The organism is Caldicellulosiruptor diazotrophicus (assembly GCF_017347585.1).
GTDB classification, from domain to species: Bacteria; Bacillota; Thermoanaerobacteria; order Caldicellulosiruptorales; family Caldicellulosiruptoraceae; genus Caldicellulosiruptor; species Caldicellulosiruptor diazotrophicus.
The window spans coordinates 2539459-2556318 of the sequence record NZ_AP024480.1; the positions used below are offsets into that span (position 1 = coordinate 2539459).

Annotated in this window: 18 protein-coding genes and 1 pseudogene; 6 read left to right on the forward strand and 13 right to left on the reverse strand. The window is 36.0% G+C overall.

Annotated features, from left to right (window positions below; all coding sequences use genetic code 11):
* Positions 1 to 172: 172 nt before the first annotated feature.
* Genes CaldiYA01_RS11865 through CaldiYA01_RS11880 form a run of 4 tightly spaced genes read right to left on the reverse strand, consistent with a single transcriptional unit; the run spans position 173 to position 2345 of the window.
* Positions 173 to 1444 (reverse strand): RNA-guided endonuclease InsQ/TnpB family protein, encoded by a 1272-nt coding sequence (locus CaldiYA01_RS11865; protein WP_207180015.1) that lies wholly within the window; start codon positions 1442 to 1444, stop codon positions 173 to 175.
* Positions 1437 to 1847, reverse strand: coding sequence for an IS200/IS605 family transposase (gene tnpA / locus CaldiYA01_RS11870; protein ID WP_207180017.1), 411 nt, complete (start codon positions 1845 to 1847; stop codon positions 1437 to 1439). Before tnpA ends, CaldiYA01_RS11865 begins: the two co-directional genes overlap by 8 nt.
* 42 nt (positions 1848 to 1889) lie before the next feature.
* Positions 1890 to 2123, reverse strand: coding sequence for a hypothetical protein (locus CaldiYA01_RS11875; protein WP_207180018.1), 234 nt, complete (start codon positions 2121 to 2123; stop codon positions 1890 to 1892).
* A 39-nt stretch (positions 2124 to 2162) separates the two neighbouring features.
* Positions 2163 to 2345, reverse strand: coding sequence for a hypothetical protein (locus CaldiYA01_RS11880; protein ID WP_207180019.1), 183 nt, complete (start codon positions 2343 to 2345; stop codon positions 2163 to 2165).
* A 1227-nt stretch (positions 2346 to 3572) separates the two neighbouring features.
* On the opposite strand from CaldiYA01_RS11880, the gene CaldiYA01_RS11885 reads away from it, so the two are divergent.
* Entirely contained in the window at positions 3573 to 4118 is a 546-nt protein-coding gene (locus CaldiYA01_RS11885) for a hypothetical protein (RefSeq protein ID WP_207180020.1), read from the forward strand.
* A 52-nt stretch (positions 4119 to 4170) separates the two neighbouring features.
* Here CaldiYA01_RS11885 and CaldiYA01_RS11890 read toward each other — a convergent pair whose 3' ends face one another.
* A complete protein-coding gene (locus CaldiYA01_RS11890) occupies positions 4171 to 4983 on the reverse strand; it encodes an SDH family Clp fold serine proteinase (RefSeq protein ID WP_207180021.1) in 813 nt (270 codons plus the stop codon).
* A 26-nt stretch (positions 4984 to 5009) separates the two neighbouring features.
* Complete coding sequence (locus tag CaldiYA01_RS11895) at positions 5010 to 5738, reverse strand: rhomboid family intramembrane serine protease (RefSeq protein ID WP_207180022.1); 729 nt, start codon at positions 5736 to 5738, stop codon at positions 5010 to 5012.
* A 287-nt stretch (positions 5739 to 6025) separates the two neighbouring features.
* Between CaldiYA01_RS11895 and CaldiYA01_RS11900 the strand changes: the two genes are divergently transcribed.
* The 3 genes from CaldiYA01_RS11900 to CaldiYA01_RS11910 are packed head-to-tail and all read left to right on the forward strand — an operon-like array spanning position 6026 to position 9950.
* Positions 6026 to 7912, forward strand: coding sequence for a sialate O-acetylesterase (locus CaldiYA01_RS11900; protein WP_207180023.1), 1887 nt, complete (start codon positions 6026 to 6028; stop codon positions 7910 to 7912).
* Between the two features lie 25 nt (positions 7913 to 7937).
* Complete coding sequence (locus tag CaldiYA01_RS11905; RefSeq protein WP_207180024.1) at positions 7938 to 8735, forward strand: polysaccharide deacetylase family protein; 798 nt, start codon at positions 7938 to 7940, stop codon at positions 8733 to 8735.
* A gap of 54 nt (positions 8736 to 8789) precedes the next feature.
* Complete coding sequence (locus CaldiYA01_RS11910) at positions 8790 to 9950, forward strand: endo-1,4-beta-xylanase (RefSeq protein WP_238480547.1); 1161 nt, start codon at positions 8790 to 8792, stop codon at positions 9948 to 9950.
* A 50-nt stretch (positions 9951 to 10000) separates the two neighbouring features.
* On the opposite strand, the gene CaldiYA01_RS11915 is transcribed toward CaldiYA01_RS11910, so the two are convergent.
* Complete coding sequence (locus tag CaldiYA01_RS11915; protein WP_207180026.1) at positions 10001 to 11197, reverse strand: RNA-guided endonuclease InsQ/TnpB family protein; 1197 nt, start codon at positions 11195 to 11197, stop codon at positions 10001 to 10003.
* Positions 11145 to 11740, reverse strand: a pseudogene (locus CaldiYA01_RS11920) (IS607 family transposase). The gene CaldiYA01_RS11915 and the pseudogene CaldiYA01_RS11920 overlap by 53 nt, the downstream one beginning before the upstream one ends.
* Positions 11741 to 12078: 338 nt before the next feature.
* On the opposite strand from CaldiYA01_RS11920, the gene CaldiYA01_RS11925 reads away from it, so the two are divergent.
* Positions 12079 to 12633, forward strand: a complete 555-nt coding sequence (locus CaldiYA01_RS11925; protein WP_207180027.1) for a biotin transporter BioY — start codon at positions 12079 to 12081, stop codon at positions 12631 to 12633.
* Here the strand turns inward: CaldiYA01_RS11925 and recD2 are convergent.
* The 5 genes from recD2 to CaldiYA01_RS11950 all read right to left on the reverse strand — a co-directional run bounded on the left by recD2 (position 12563) and on the right by CaldiYA01_RS11950 (position 16178).
* Positions 12563 to 14788 (reverse strand): SF1B family DNA helicase RecD2, encoded by a 2226-nt coding sequence (gene recD2, locus CaldiYA01_RS11930; RefSeq protein WP_207180028.1) that lies wholly within the window; start codon positions 14786 to 14788, stop codon positions 12563 to 12565. The two genes, CaldiYA01_RS11925 and recD2, sit on opposite strands and share 71 nt — an antisense overlap.
* A gap of 49 nt (positions 14789 to 14837) precedes the next feature.
* Positions 14838 to 15350 (reverse strand): hypothetical protein, encoded by a 513-nt coding sequence (locus tag CaldiYA01_RS11935; RefSeq protein WP_207180029.1) that lies wholly within the window; start codon positions 15348 to 15350, stop codon positions 14838 to 14840.
* An 84-nt stretch (positions 15351 to 15434) separates the two neighbouring features.
* A complete protein-coding gene (locus CaldiYA01_RS11940) occupies positions 15435 to 15584 on the reverse strand; it encodes a YvrJ family protein (RefSeq protein WP_207180030.1) in 150 nt (49 codons plus the stop codon).
* 110 nt (positions 15585 to 15694) lie between these two features.
* A complete protein-coding gene (locus CaldiYA01_RS11945; protein WP_207180031.1) occupies positions 15695 to 15907 on the reverse strand; it encodes a DUF2922 domain-containing protein in 213 nt (70 codons plus the stop codon).
* A gap of 58 nt (positions 15908 to 15965) precedes the next feature.
* Positions 15966 to 16178 (reverse strand): DUF1659 domain-containing protein, encoded by a 213-nt coding sequence (locus CaldiYA01_RS11950; protein WP_207180032.1) that lies wholly within the window; start codon positions 16176 to 16178, stop codon positions 15966 to 15968.
* A gap of 208 nt (positions 16179 to 16386) precedes the next feature.
* On the opposite strand from CaldiYA01_RS11950, the gene spoVAC reads away from it, so the two are divergent.
* Positions 16387 to 16845, forward strand: coding sequence for a stage V sporulation protein AC (spoVAC, locus tag CaldiYA01_RS11955; RefSeq protein WP_207180034.1), 459 nt, complete (start codon positions 16387 to 16389; stop codon positions 16843 to 16845).
* The last annotated feature ends 15 nt before the right edge of the window (positions 16846 to 16860 follow it).

The following is a 16860-nucleotide window of genomic DNA, read 5'->3' on the forward strand; positions in this document are numbered from 1 at the left end:
CAAGCATTGAACTCTCTTTTATAAACAGTTTTTAAAACTTCAACATCCATCGAATAAGCTTGCAAACATTTCAGCTTCATTTTTGTAACTGATGAACAATCTAAGATACTTACAACAATTTTTTGACTTCTCCCCGCCTCACAGAGACGAGGATTCCTGACAGCTCTTTATTTCAGGCTGTCTTCCCAGTAGAATCTTTCTTCCATAGATGGATGTTCCATTCTACTGGGCAACACAGGTGGGCTCTAAACCTTACACCTGTGGAGCAGGCCAACTGCCCTACTACCAGAGGTTCTGCCTCTGTATACTTTCTGTAGATGTTTATCGCTCCAACTCCATCCCTGTGGTATCTAAATCCGCACTTGTTACATTTATAGTTCCTGTCCTGTGGTTTGTTTTTGCTTCCACACACAGGACAAACCTGGGATGTCCAGTTTTCCCTTACCTTCTCAAATTTTATCTCAGCAAATATTGCCTTAGCTTTGAGCCTCTTTTCTATTCTCTTAAACAACCACTGGTGTATCTTTTGGTTTGCTACTTTGTTGTATTTCTTACTTTTCCTTATTCCAGTTGCATCGCCTATTACTATCGTTCCAATACCATTCTTGATACAATACCCTATCAAATGAGATGTGTATTTTTCCAACACATCTCTTATCTGGTTGTTCAACTTGCTCAAAACCTTTCTCTTTGCTTTTTCAAACTTTTTGAATCTCTTAGACCCTTTTCGACACAAAGAAAGTTTCTGTTGAAACTCTGCTATCTTTTTGTTGCGATACCTTATCTTTGAGTTCAAAACTCCGCCATTGTAGATTAAAACATTTTGCCCATCAAAGCAAACCATTGGATGTATTACCCCAAGGTCTACTGCTAAAATCTTTCCCCTTTTTTCAACCTTTTTCTCTTCTTTTTCCTTTTCCTTTTTCTTCTCAATTTCAACTACCACATGCAAATAGTACTTCTTCATATTTGTATGATAAAGCAATTCAGCATACTTTGGCTTTACATCTGGGTTTATATCTGACAATCTTATTTTGGGCATACCTCTCATGTTAGAAAAAACTAACTTATTGTCCTCTACATGTATCGCACTATCCTTATATACAACCTTGTTATATTTCTTATTCTTGTATGGCAACCTTATTTGGGATGTACTTTTGCCTTTCTTTTTTGCTTTTTGTATTTTTCTAAAAGTTGCAATATAATTTGTCCATACCTGTCGGTATGCTACCTGTTTGCTCTGGCTGTGAAGAACAAAGTCTCTCTGATGTATCCACCATTCCATGTACCTGTCAAATGTCTTTTTTGAAATCTTAATAGCTTTTTTGTTCATTCGCTTTAGAAAACTTACAGCTTTAGAGTAGATTTTACCTGATTGTTTTGAAAGTTCTCTTGCCAAAACCTGATACTCTTCCGGGATAGGTAGAATATATGTCTTATCCATTTTTTTCTGCCTTCTTCCATTGACTTTCTATGTATTTTTTGATTGTTTCAGAAGACACATTGCCAGCTGTTGCAACAAAATATGCTCTTGTCCACACTGAATCCTTCTGCTTATACTTGGGAAACTTTTGAGCTATATTCCTACCAGTTGTACCTTTTATCACGTTAATTAGTTCACTTGGTGAATATCTTGGAAGTGCTGAAATAAACAAATGAATATGATCAGGCATTATCTCAAGTGCTAAAATTTCGAAATTGTATGTCCTGGAAAGTTCCTCAATTGTTTCTTCGACAATCTTTTTTACTTCAGGGTCTTTTAAAATATCCTTGCGATATTTTGGTATCCAGACAAAGTGATAGTTGATTAGAAATTTAGCATGTCGTGTTGATTTGTAGGTATGCATTATAATCTACCCTGCTATTTTTAAAGGTTTGATTCAATTATATCATAATCGGTTCTCATTTTCAATCATTGCATTCATCCCCGCCCTAAAAGGACGAGGCTTTCTGCAAAACTTTCTGTAATTTGCTTTTATTTTTCTACAAGTTTCATAAAGATTTTTCAAGTTTTCTTGGTCTATGTCATCATAAAGCATAAGCCTCTCGCTCAAGTCTTTCTTAAAATACTTTTCTGCAAGCTCAATTAACTTTTTATCTCTAAGAACATATAATCCTATCATTAAAAGAGCATCCTCAAATATGTTCTCAAGAGTGGGAATCTAAACAATTGCACTATCTTCAGTATTCATTTTGTGGTCTTCAAAACGGCTTTCCTGTGAAATTTTTCTTAGCACCCACGCAGGTCTATCATTTTCCCAAAGATTCAATATATACTCTGGAATAATTCCACTATAGTTCTGGTGAGATATTCCTACAAGCACAGAACAGGTAACTGTTCCCATATTACACTCCTCCTTTTTTCTCTACAACTTTTTTAGAGTAGACAATTTTTTCAGCCTCTATGTAAGTTTAATCATTTCAAGGTTTATTTTATAACCTTTTTTGGTAGTTGAAAAGTTCAAGAAATATGCGAACTTTAATAAAGATAGCAATTATTTAGTCGGTGCGCAATCTGTATAATCATTATATTAGCGTTACAAAATATAAAAGAGGCATGTATCATAAATTTTAATAAAAGCAAAATAAGACATATTACTTGCAATTTATCCTGTAATTAGCGTATTTGTTTGTTTATTTGTTCCATATGGCTTTATGTATCTTGAAATATAAGACTTAAACTAGCTTTTGTATTTTCCAATTGCAGTCGACCCGTAATCCTCTCAAAAACCCCCGGGGGTCGACAGCAAAAGGTAATTTCAGGTATGTGTTGACTTGCAAAATTTTGAGGTGTATAATAGAAATAACATACTGCAGCTTGAAAAATTAACCATTTGTTCCTTGCAAGGCTCTTCAAGCTATCTACGGTTGTAGCTTCCCCTTTGGGGATTGAGAGACATCAACTTTAGATACAGATTGCACTATATTATTAATTTGTAGCCTCCCCTTTGGGGATTGAGAGAGGAGGGGGTTTGTAGCCTTCCTTTTGGGGACTGAGAGGAAGAGGGAGTAAAACATAACAAAATATATGATTATGTGTATAAGAATCCTTTTGTTAATTTAGAGGGAGCTCTACCTTTGGTGTTTGAGGTATAGGAAAGGTTCCCTTTGGGCTTTGAAATGAATATTAGCGGCAGGAGGATTGGAGCAAGGATAATCAAGATAATGACGGCAATCACCATCCCATCTTTTGCCACCTCTCAAGGTAAAACTTTTTTCATCTAAGCTTTAATAACTCTATTTTTCTTATACCCTCATCACGCTTTATTTCTCACATACAGTTTACAACCAGCCGCATTTTTGAACAACTCCAAAATTTATGCGAAGTTTAAAGATCAAATTTATCAGGTGAGATTAAAAATTTATTTCACCATGAATTTTTGCCATAAACAACACAGCCTCAAATACTTTATTCTCAAGCAATTACTGCACAATTGAGAAAATTACAGTTTAAACTCTAATCAAAAATCAACTTCGCATAAAAATTTGTCTTTCCAAAGAGAATAAAACTCAGTTAAAATAACCTTTGCTGCTGCTTGCAGCAAAAAAAAAATTAAAGGGAGATGGTACACATGCAGCGAAAATCAGTTCTTAAAAAACTCTCTTCAATCAGATTTCGCCAATACGTTTTGCAAGAAGAAGGTTTAAACTCCTGGTGGGATTTTAGAATGCCAATTGAAGATGATTACACTACACTGTTTGAGCTGATCAAATCAATAAAACGCACAATGCTTGTGTTCAAAGCTTTGATGGCATGCAAAAGATACTTTAGAATAATTCCTTCAAAAAAAGGTCTGTGCCTTGTCTACAGATTCTCCATTCTCTCAACAGCAAAAAACCCAGAACTTCCAGTTGACATAAATCAACCAACAGAAATAATAGAATACAATGGCATAAAATGGTTTGTCGAAGAATTCGGTTCTCTTATTGTCATCGGTGAGGTTGACGTAAACAAGGTTAAAAGAATTGTCGAAAAACTTGAAGAAAACTGGAAGAAAAGATATCCAAAGATAAGAGAGAGGGAAATTAAAAAGTATATTGACAGCATAAAGAATGAAAACATAAAAGAAATGCAAAAAATGTGGGATGCATTTGTGGATGTTGTAAATGGAGACTAACAAATTTTATTCTATATTCACAACATAAAAAAATCAAATTTTTAAAACTCTGCTACTGTCTTTTAGGCTCCCATAGATATTCAACTGATGGTTTTTTAGAAACAGGCTGGGGGTATAAGCACATGAGCTGTTTGATTTCTTTATCTATGCAACAGCTTACCTTTAACCCAAGCTCTTTTGCCTTTTCATATGTTATTGGAAAATCATGTGTGTATTTACCCTCAACAAGCTCATTTGCTATTTTCTGAGCAACATCCTCAGTATAGTTGTTAGACAAAAGTTCCAAAACTATCTCTTTTGTTTGTTTGATAGCTTTTCTTGCAATATCTGCTAAAATCAATGTTTTGTCGTCAATCTCATTGATAGCTTTTTGTTTTACAACCTCTAAAATAGACACAGCAGGAAATTCGCCAATCTGAGGGTCAACAGGACCTAAAACTGCATCCTCTGACATAACTATTTCATCTGCAGCAAGTGCAATGAGCGTCCCACCTGACATTGCATAGTGCGGAACATGAACTGTGACTTTGCCTTTGTGCCGTTTTATAGCTCTTGCAATCTGGGTTGATGCTAAAACAAGCCCGCCCGGTGTGTGAAGAATTATATCAAGCGGGATTGACGGGTCTGTCATATTGATTGCCCTGATTACTTCCTCTGAGTCGTTTATGTCAATGTATTTGTATATTGGAAAGCCTAAAAAGCTCATAGTTTCTTGCCTGTGAACAAGTAGTATCACCCTTGAACCTCTTTTTTTCTCTATTTTAGCAATTAGCTTTTGCCTTGCAGACTCAAGCATCCTTTGTTTTAAAGCAGGCTGAAGAGAACTTGCTATGATGAAAAATATAAGCAAATCCCAAAAGCTCATACCATGCACTCTCCTTTTTAAGAATTTTAATAATATCTGTAGTAAAAGATTTCATCATCGAAAAAATTATTGTATCTGCGGTACCTCTTTTTGAAGAAATTAACTGTAAGTGCGCCAAATACAAAACCACCTATATGAGCCCACCAAGCTATTCCGCCTCCGAATACTGGTCCAAAAAGTTCTAAAATTCCAGACGATACCTGTGATAAAAACCACAGACCAAGATAAAATACAGCCGGGATGTTTACAAAAAGTGGAATAAACCCAATCGGTATAAGTGTAACAATACTTGAAAGTGGGAACATCAAAAAGTATGCACCCATCACACCTGCGATTGCACCAGATGCTCCAACAACTGGCACATTAGAGTCTGTATTGAAAAACCAGTGGGTATAAGCTGCAAAAAATCCACTCAAAAGATAGAAGATTAAAAATTTAAAATGTCCCACCCTGTCTTCAACATTGTCGCCAAAAAGCCAGAGTGACCACATGTTAGATATAAGATGCATCCAGCTTCCGTGCATAAACATCGAACAAATTATTGGCATTATTGAATAAGTAATCCCTGTTACAAGACCATGTGACAAAGCTTTAGTAAAGTCAACAGGGACAAATGCATATCTTAAAACAAGTTCATTGGCTGCATCCGGTGGAAGAGAAACTTGAAATAAAAAAACAAGGGCATTTGTAACTATTATAAACCATGTCATAAAAGGCTTTTCTCTACTTGGAATTGTGTCTCTAAGTGGAATCACTTTTCTTTTTCTCCCTTTCAAAATGCTTATTATAATTTTTAAATACCCATTTTATAGACAATATTAATCTTCAGAATTTATTATTCTTCAGCATCTTCAAATAAAATAATTCTTTTAAAAGATTTTGTCAAGTGTAGTTTGGCAGACAAAAAAGGCAACAAAAATATTTTTTTGGTTTTATTTTATTTTGCAAGATGATATAATCATTTTAGAAACTATGTAATACAATTTTTATATTTATGAAATCGCTTTCCTATCTAAAATATTAAAAGTTAAGGTGATTGAGTATGTCGTTGAGGCTGCCTTATTTAATTAGCGACGGTATGGTGCTTCAAAGAAACAAACAAGTAAATATCTGGGGCTGGGCTGAACCAGGCGAGCTGGTAACAGTAAATTTCCTGGGAAAGTCATACACGGCAGTAGCTGATCACTTGGGAAAATGGAAAGTTACTTTGCCATCCATGGATGCTGGCGGTCCATACTTTATGGAAATCAAATGCCAACATTATGCCGTTACAATCAAAGACATTCTCATTGGAGATGTGTGGGTATGCTCCGGACAGTCTAATATGGTTTTGCCGATGGAAAGAGTCATCGATTTATATCCTGAAGAGTTTGATGACTGCAATATTCCGCTTATCAGGCAGTTTACCGTCCCCGATAGATATAACTTTAAAGGACCTCAAGAAGAGTTAGAAGGTGGTTCATGGGATGTTCTCAGCAAAGAAACACTTCTTAAGTTTTCAGCTGTTGGATATTTTTTTGCAAAAGCGATCTATAAAAAATACAATGTGCCCATTGGATTGATTAAAGCATGTGTCGGTGGAACACCAATTGAAGCATGGATGAGTAATGATATAGTCTATAAATTCATTGAAAACCCTGATGAATTTGAAAAACTTAAAGATGACAGTTACATAGAGTCTGTATCAAAAGAACAGGAAACTAAAATAAAGGCATGGTTTGATTATTTAGATACCCACGATATCGGTCTTAATAGCAAACCTTCATTTTTTGATGAAAATTGTTCCACATCTGACTGGAAAATTGTAACAATACCAGCTACATGGAAAGAGATGGGCCTTGGTTCAACAATAGGTGTTGTGTGGTTCAGAAAAGAAATAGACATACCTTCTTGCATGGCAGCAAATCCAGCAAAATTATATCTTGGAACAATAGTTGATAGTGACTTTACATATGTCAACGGAAAGCTTGTTGGGTCAACTTCATACCGATATCCGCCAAGAAAGTATAATATACCTGCTGGTCTTCTAAAAGAAGGAAAAAATACAATTGTTGTAAGAGTAATAAGCAACGATGGAAATGGAGAGTTTGTAAAAGGGAAGGAATACAAGATATTTATAGGAGATTTCAAGATTGACCTAAAAGGCCAGTGGCTGTGCAAGGTGGGTGTTAAAAGCCCAGAACCTCTGCCACCACAAACTTTTTGGCAGTACAAACCTACAGGTCTTTATAACGGAATGATTGCACCATTATTAAATTACAATATAAAAGGTATAATATGGTATCAAGGTGAATCCAATACAGACAGGCCTGAGGGTTACTGTAAAAAACTGTGTGATCTTGTTGAAGATTGGAGAAAGAAATGGGGTGATAGCAGTCTACCTTTTCTATACGTACAGCTTGCAAACTTTATGGAAGCAAAGCCGCAGCCTTGTGAGAGCAACTGGGCAAGGTTGAGGGAAGAACAAAGAAGAGCACTTTTGCATCTTGACAATGTGGGAATGGCAGTTGCAATTGACCTTGGTGAGTGGAACGACCTTCACCCATCGAATAAAAAAGATGTGGGTGAAAGGCTTGCTCTTCTTGCGCAAAAAGTTGCATACGGTGAAAAGGATTTGGTTGCATCTGGACCTTTATACAGGTCTATGAAAATTGAAGGAAATAAAATTATTTTGGAGTTTTCAGAACTTGGGAGCGGACTTGTTGCAAAAGAAGGAGGAATGCTAAAACATTTTGCAATTGCCGGAAAAGATAAGAAATTTGTATGGGCAAATGCTATCATAAAAGATAACAAAGTGGTTGTGTGGCACGACAGTATTCAAAACCCAGTTTATGTGCGGTACGCTTGGGCTGATAATCCAGAAGGTGCAAATCTTTACAACAAAGAGGGCTTGCCAGCATCTCCTTTTACAACCGAAGATGAGATTTAAATTTTTTTAAATGGAGTGATTATAAATGAATGTAAGCTATCTATTTCCTGGTGGTAGGTCTAAGGCGCTTACAATGAGCTATGATGACGGACAGGTATATGACAGAAAACTTGTCAGCATATTTAACGAATACGGGATTAAGGGAACTTTCTTTTTAAACTCAGCAAATCTTGGCAAGGATATCTTTGTTCTTCCTGATGAAGTTTCTCAGCTTTATAAAGGACATGAGGTAGCAATACATACAAAAACTCACCCTTTTTTAGACTCAATACCCCTTGAACGTATAATTGAAGAGATTATTGAAGACAGGAAATACTTAGAGCTTCTGGTTGGATCTCCTGTTAAGGGAATGTCATACCCGTATGGAGTTTACAATGAAGAAGTGATAAAGATTATACCCTCGCTTGGCATTGAATATTCACGAACAGTAAATTCAACCTATAACTTTAACATGCCAGCAAACTTTATTGTTTGGAATCCAACCTGCCATCACAAACAAAATCTTCTTGAAATTACAAAAAGATTTTTAGAAATAGAAAATAAAAATCAACTTCAACTTTTGTATGTATGGGGTCACAGTTTTGAGTTTGAGCGAGAAAATAACTGGAAGTTGATTGAAGAGTTTTGCAAGATGGTTTCAAAAACAAATTCTATTTGGTTCGCGACAAATATTGAAATTGTAAGATACATCAAAGCGTTGAGAATGCTTGAGTTTTCTGTAAAAAGAGATATTGTTTATAATCCTTCGGCCATTTCTGTATGGCTTTCTGTAAATGGTAGTGTTGTTGAAGTTAATCCTGGTCAGATTGTTACACTCAAATAGCTGGTAACGCTATTTAACTTGAGTTTTTAGAATATTTTTTTGGGAGGGTTTAGAATGGATAGATACCAACATCGAAAAAGTCAGGTGTTATTGAAAATTACCACAGCTGATGGTAAACCTTTAAAAAATGTTGAAATCACCGTAAAGCAGATAAAACATAAGTTTTTGTTTGGATGTGCAGAATTTTCAGTTGTTCCTTTTGTAAATGGTGAGTTTTCAGGTGAATTGAAAGAAAAAGCTGAAATGGCTTTTGAAAAATTTGTTGATCTTTTCAACTTTGCCACACTTCCTTTTTACTGGGGCAGGTTTGAACCTGTCAGAGGAAAACCAGATACTCAGCGACTTAAAAACGCTGCTCAGTGGCTAAAAAATGCCGGATTTGTCCTCAAAGGTCATCCGCTTTGCTGGCACACAGTTACTGCAGACTGGCTTTTAGAACTTACAAATGACCAAATTTTAGAAGCCCAGCTTATGAGGATAAGGCGTGAGGTAAGGGACTTTGCCGGTCTTATTGATATGTGGGATGTAATAAATGAGGTTGTCATAATGCCAAACTTTAGAAAATACGATAATGGCATTACAAGAATTTGCAGGCAATACGGCAGACCAGGACTTGTCAAAATGGTCTTTGACGCAGCAAGAGAGGCAAACCCAAAAAGCATTCTGCTTATCAATGACTATGTTGTATCAGATGCCTATGAAATACTGATTGAGGCGTTGCTTGACAAAGGTGTGAAGATTGATGCAATAGGAATACAGTCACATATGCACCAGGGTTTCTGGGGAGTGGAAAAGACTCAGGAAGTGCTTGAAAGGTTTTCACGTTTTGGCCTGCCTCTTCATTTCACAGAAATTACATTAATCTCTGGAAAGCTTATGCCACCGCACATAAAAGACCTCAACGACTACAAGCCTGAAAGCTGGCCATCAACTCCTGAGGGCGAAGAAAGACAGGCAATGGAAGCAACACTTTTCTACAAAATGCTCTTTGCACATCCACTTGTTGAAGCTATTACTTGGTGGAATTTCATTGATACTTTTGCTTGGCTTGGTGCACCAGCTGGATTTATTACAAAAGATGGAAGGGTAAAACCAATTTATAATGCTCTTTATAATCTTATTAAAAAAGAATGGTGGACAGGCACGCAACAGCTTGTCACAGACCAAGATGGTTTTGTGAAGGTATCAGGTTTTATGGGTGAAGGTTATGAATAGTGTTTAAAGTATTAAAAACTATTTAAAATTTTGCTAAACACTATTCTTTGTTAGGCTACATTCAACCTAATTGGGTGTAACCCCACACCCTCTATCCCCTCAGCAAATGCTTCGGGGAATACTTTTCTTATAATATTATACGCACTGTTTACATCCGCATTTATTAATATCCCTTTGTTGCTCCTAAATAAGCCTCTCTTTATTCTTCGACGTGGATTATAATTTATTTCTTTGATTTCTTCTCCATCTAAAAAACTACAGCCACTTGTGTAGCTCTCCTCTGTAATTATTATGTTAATCTCTTCTTCTTCACACTTATACTTGAGCATATTTACAAACTGATTAAATGGTATAGAAGCAAAATTTTGATTATTTACTTTGCCAAGCTCTATCTCCTGCTTCCAGTTTGGATTATACCCAACAACAAGAGTGTCTATTTCGTGTTGCTTACACCAGTTGACTATAAAACGGCTTGCTTTGTGCATAAAATCCTTAATCCTGTTGTTCCTCTTTAAAGTCAACTTCTCTATTCTTTTGCTACTTCCTCTATTGCCTACATAACTCATAAGCTGTGCTCTTTTCTTGTTGTAATACTGATTTATTGACTTAATAACTTTGCCATTAATAACAATAGGCTTTATGCCTATGTTATTTACTAAAGTTACAAAGTTATTAAGCCCTAAATCTATACCTGCTATCCTCTTTGGTGGTCTTTTTACCTTGGCTATTTCTTTCTCATAAACTATTTCAACTACATAAATGCTTCCTTTTGGTATTATCCTGACTTCTTTTAATTTGTCTGTTATCCTTGTCTTTAGCTTTAATTCTGTCTTCGGAAAAGTCAAATAACCATTTTTAATCTTGCACTGCTGATTTGTAAAAATAGAAATAGCCCTGCCGTCTTTTTTCTTATACTTTGGTAATTTAGGTCTACCCAAAAATTTGCTTTTATCTTTGCCCCATTCTTTCATTGCTTTAAAAAATGACTTCCAGTTTTTATCAAGAAGTCTTAGCACTTGCTGTGAAGTCTGAGCTGGCAGGCTCTTATAACTCTCATGGTCTTTTAACATTTTGTCAAGTTCTCTGTATCTTATCCACCTGCCACTTTTTATAAATTCCTGTCTTACAGTGTAGTTTGCAAAGTTGTATAAATTCTTTGCTGCAAAACACACTTTATCACAATAATTCCATAACTCATGGTTCTTGTTTATCTGTATTTGCTCTGTCCTCTTGAGTATTATCTTCAAACACCTCACTTTCTAAAAGCTTTCTTATTTTTTGAATTTTTCTTTTGCTATAAAATTTCATACTGTAACAGTAGAGCAAACTTATAATTTCTTCAATTATTTCCTGAGAATCAAGCTTCTTGCTTCCAACTTCCGATACAACAACTATTTCAGTGTTAAATTTTCTAAATAAGCGTTTAAACAATTCAAATCCCACTCTGCTCAACCTATCTTTATAGGCTATAACAACCCTTTGTACCTTACCTGCAAGAATATCTATCGGGCATTTTAAAAAATTCATTTCTTTTTTCAAAGCTAATTCCACTTGCTTGTTCAGAGAATACTCCGTGTATTTTATAGCCACTATTAAAACAAAACTGTTTTAATAATTCAATTTGATTTTCTAAATCCCTCTTTTGTTTTGGAGTTGAAACCCTTGTATAAATAGTTGTAATCATAAAATCCATTTGGCATAACCGTTACTCTTATTTTCTCTTCTTTTACATACTTAGTTAGGGTTGGTTTTGATATTTCTAATAATTCCAGAACTTCTTTTGCTTTCATATTTATATCATCCATAAATACTATAGCACAATTTAGAAGCCAGGCAAATATATTTTATTAAAAATTTTAATATGTTTAAAACCGTTTATTAATTTTTGCAACTATATGAAGTATCTTTTAAAGATAAAAAATCAAAATTTACACTTGACAGGACAAATGAAGTTGCTCAGATAATTTTATAATCGAAAATAATTCTTGATATGAGGGGCTTAAGTAAAATTCTTTTGCTATGCCCCCCTTTTTTATTTGAACAATTATTCTTGACAATCTTACGTTTAGCTGTTATATTTTTAGTAAACCATTTTAAATTATTGGTTTACATTAAGGAGGTAAAATAGATGGAAAACGCAAAGACCACATACACAACAAAAATGCTTATTTTATCTGCGCTTTTTGCGGCAATAGTTGCTGCATGTAGCCAAGTTTCGATTCCGATTGGACCAGTGCCATTTACCCTTCAGGTTTTAGCAATTTTTTTCGCAAGTTTAATTCTTCCACCAAAATATGCCTTTTTTAGTCTTCTTGTGTATGACCTCTTAGGTGCTGTCGGCGTGCCTGTATTTGCTGGTTTTACAGGTGGATTGTCCAAATTTGCCGGTCCAACTGGCGGTTATTTGATGGCTTTCCCAATCGCAGCGTTTGTTACAAGTTATATAAATGCAAAAAAGCCAATAAAAAATGAGGTAGCAAACTCAATTTTGGCACTTATCTTAGGGCTTGCAATCATCTATGTCTTTGGATTTTTGTATCTGTCATGGGCTGCGCATATGACGCTCAAAAAAGCCTTCGCAGTAGGTGTTCTGCCATTTATAATCCCCGACATTATAAAACTTGCAATTGCATATTTGATTGCCCGCGCAGTAAAAAGTCGCAAAGTGCTGAATATCGCATAGCCTCTTTCTGGTTTGCTATCATGTACTCTAATGCGCTTTTTTTACCCACCAGTACAACGAGCTCTTTTGCTCGTGTTACGGCAGTGTAAAGGAGGTTTCTTGTCATCAAAATGGGGTAGGTCTCAACTATGGGCATCACTATGCAGCGAAACTCAGACCCTTGAGATTTATGAACAGTCATGGCATATGCAAGTTCTAAATCATCAAGTAGCGAAAAGTCATAATACACAAGCTTTTCATCGTCAAACAAAATTTCCAAAACACCTTGAGCCCTGTCGATGTCCTTTACAACTCCAATGTCGCCGTTGAATATCCCTGTTGAGGTCCTGCCCTTCTCCTCTCCCTGTACAATCTCATATTCCAGCGAATAGTTGTTTTTCACCTGCATAACCTTGTCCCCAACTCTAAACAGGTTTTCTTTGTAAGCATACTCCTTTTTAGATGGATGTGGCGGGTTGAGATACTTTTGCAATACGCGGTTTAGATTGTACATTCCCACAATTCCCTTTTTGGAAGGGCACAAAACTTGAATGTCTGTCATCGGGTCACACGAAAGATAGTTCGGAAGTTTTTTTGTCACAAGCTCAACTACAGTTTTTAAAATCTCTTCCTGAGAGTTTTTCTGAATAAAATAAAAATCGCTCTCTCTTTGAAGGTGTGGAAATTCACCTCTGTTTATCCTGTGCGCGTTGAGAACTATAAAACTATTTTCGCTCTGGCGATACACCTCAGTCAAGGTTGCGCAAGGAACAATCTGGCTCTTTATTAGATCTTTTAAAACATTCCCTGCTCCAACAGATGGAAGCTGGTCTTTGTCTCCAACAAGGACAATTCTGGTTGTCGGTTTTGTCGCAGCAAGAAGACAGTTCATAAGAAAACTGTCTACCATACTCATTTCATCAACCACGATAACATCGCATTTTAAAGGATTATTTGGCCCTCTTTGGAAAATAACATGTGTGTCTAAAACTGTCATCTCTAAAAGTCTGTGGATTGTTTTTGATTCTCTTTCACAGGCTGCCTGCATCCTCTTTGCAGCTCTTCCGGTTGGTGCACAAAGAAAAACCTTTTTGCCTTCACCCTCAAAAATCTGAATGATGCATTTTATGATTGTGGTCTTACCTGTGCCGGGACCGCCTGTTATAATGCTAACACCTTGAGTCAGAGCCATTTTGATAGCTTTTTTCTGGTTTGGCGAAAATTTGATACAATTTTTTTCTTCAAACTGTTTAATTTTTTCATCTATATCAGCAATGTCATCATATTCTTTTAGTATTGAGAGAATTTTATCTGCTATATACTTTTCACACTCATAGTAGCCGTACAAAAACACCATCTCTTGAGAGTCAACCTCATCTTTCACAATTCTTCTTTCTTGAGCTAAAGCTTCAATTGCCTCTTCTATTTTTTCCACTGGAAGGTCAAGGGTTCTGATACAGAGCTGTTTGAGCTTATTTTCTGGCAGACAGGTGTGCCCTTCGTTATTTGCTGCCAATGTCAAAAGATTAAGTATCTTGGCAGATATTCTTCTTCTGTCATCTGGCATAACTCCCATGTCAAGAGCAAGCCTGTCAACCTTTTTAAAGTCAAGTTCTGGAAATACATCTAAAAGGAAATATGGATTTTCATGTAAAAGTGATATTGCAGAAAATCCATAAAGCTTAAAAAGTCGCATTGCATGGTTCTGTGAAAGCCCATATTGTGAAAAGATTGACATGATATCTTTCAAAAATTTTTGAAAGGCAAACATGTTTCTTATTCGTTCAACCTTTTCAGGAGTCATTCCTCGAATACTCAAAAGCTTTTCTGGTTCTTGCTGCAAAATCCTTGCTGTGTCATCTCCAAAGGTATCAACAATCTTTTTTGCAGTCTTTTGCCCGATACCTTTTATCACTCCAGAAGAAAGATAAAGATATATCTCATCCTTTGTCTGTGGCAATAGCTTTTCAAGGTAACTTACTTTAAGCTGCTGACCATAAACAGGATGAACATAAAACTCGCCGTACACGCTTACCTTTTCCCCAATAGCAATGTCTGGAACTATCCCTACAGCTGTGAATACCTCATTGTCGCAGATTATCTCAAACACTGTATAGCTATTTTCCAAATTCCTGTAGATTATATCACTTACCATGCCCTGAATGTTTTGCTGCATATTTTCATTTCTTCCCCTTCAAAAATTGCAATTTACCTGCTACATTATTTTACTCCAATCCAAACACATTCTCAAGCTCACACTCTTCTTTTATTTTAAGCGCGCCTTGCGCCCAGATACCCTGCAGATAGTCTGTTATGACAGAAGCAAGAGTTATCCTCTTTTTAAAGTACTTTGCAGAACCAAGGCAGCTCAGAACTGCACCGCAGCGCAAAAGCATCTCAAAGTGGTCGGTTTTGTCATCAATTTTAAATATCTGGCTCATGTTTACATAACCAAAGATGGGGTCTGTTTTCACAACTGCTTTTCTTGTCTTTACAGGAATGAAGGTAGCATCCGGAAGAACAATGGGAAGAAGATTTTTTTGACCAATCCGCTGGGAAATAAGTTTTTTGATTGCCTGGCAATCTATTGCATAAAGTGAATATAGTTTTTTGGAAAAACTTCGAATTGACATTGGCAAAACCTTCTTTTCTCCACTCAAAAAAAGAATCAAAACACCGTCGCCATTTTCTGTATATTGCGGCACAAAATATATGATGTCTTTTGGAATGCTGTTCATAATTAATATCACCATCCTGAAAAAGGCTTTATTTCCCATATTTTTGAAAGTATATTTTTATTATATCGAACATTCTTTTGCATGTCAATTGTTTTTCATCTGCAAAATCTTTTCAGAAAGCTTGTCAATGCTTTCTGAGAGCTTGTCTATCTTGCTTTCAAACCTTGTGAGAAGATAGATGCAAAGCACAATCGGAAAGCCTATGTTGGCTATGTTAGCAATTATATCTTGCATATTTTTCACCTCCTATCCATTAGTTTGTTATGTACACTAAAAGTTTTTAAAAACATGCCGACCTGCCAAGACTTAAAAAGGTCAGGTCGGCACGCTTTATCTTATGCTTTTTATTGTCCGATTAATGTGTTTACCTCTCTGTCAACAACTCTTGCTGATACCTTTTCAACAATCGGACTTGATGTTACAAATATGTTTTTTTGGACAATCAAGTTCATAACACTGTCAACCTCAGCAGCTGATAAGTTTGGCTTTGGGTCGGGGATGGAAAGTCTAAAGTTTTTGCCGTTTTGAAGCTTGAATGTCAAAACTAGGGTAAGCATCCCTATTTCACCTCCTTTCAGCTATTCTTTGTACTTTTTGACAGCTTGAACTCCTAAATTAGTATAAAAGTTCAAAGTTGTTGCTTCTTATAATTGTGTACAGCGGCTTTGACTGAAGACTTGCAATTGCTTGGCCAACCTGATATACATCCATATCTTGAGCATCTGGCTTGATGTCAAATGAGAGTGTTTTGAGTCTTATTTTTCCAGTGGATGTAGTGCCGTTTTCAAGTTTGAGCTGCAATGAGCCTACAAGTGGTTTTGCTGCCATCCTCACCTCACCTCCTTTCTGCTTCTATTTTAAACTCTTTATAAGGACATTTTCAAAAATTATTCGAACGTTTGTTTGTAATATCTGAGTGGTATTTTACGCTAAATATCAATCAGATTGTTCTAAATCTCGCTTGGTTGTGAATAAATTTCGAAAAAATTTAAAATAATATCATCTTGAGACTTTGTTTGAGGAGGTGAATAATAAAGTGAATGTAAAAGACAAGAAAGCTTCTGAATATCAGAAACTTGTAAAAGCAGATGAGCCAAAGACAAATTCTTTCAAAAACTGTATTTTTGCATTCTTAGTTGGTGGGAGTATATGCAGCGTTGGTCAGGCGTTTTTGAATCTCTACAGCAGCTTTTTTCCAAAAGATGAGGCACAGGTTCTTACATCTATCACAATGATATTCCTTGGTTCTTTTTTGACAGGCCTTGGTGTATACGATAAAATTGGTGCTTTTGCAGGTGCAGGTTCTATTGTCCCCATAACAGGCTTTGCAAATTCTATTGTCTCGCCTGCAATCGAATACAAAAAAGAGGGATTTGTGTTTGGTGTTGGAAGTAAGATGTTCTTGATTGCAGGACCTGTTCTTGTATATGGAATTTCCACATCCATACTGGTAGGGATTTTGTACTACCTTGTTAAAGTATTCCCAATGATATGAAAGTGAGGTTGCCAT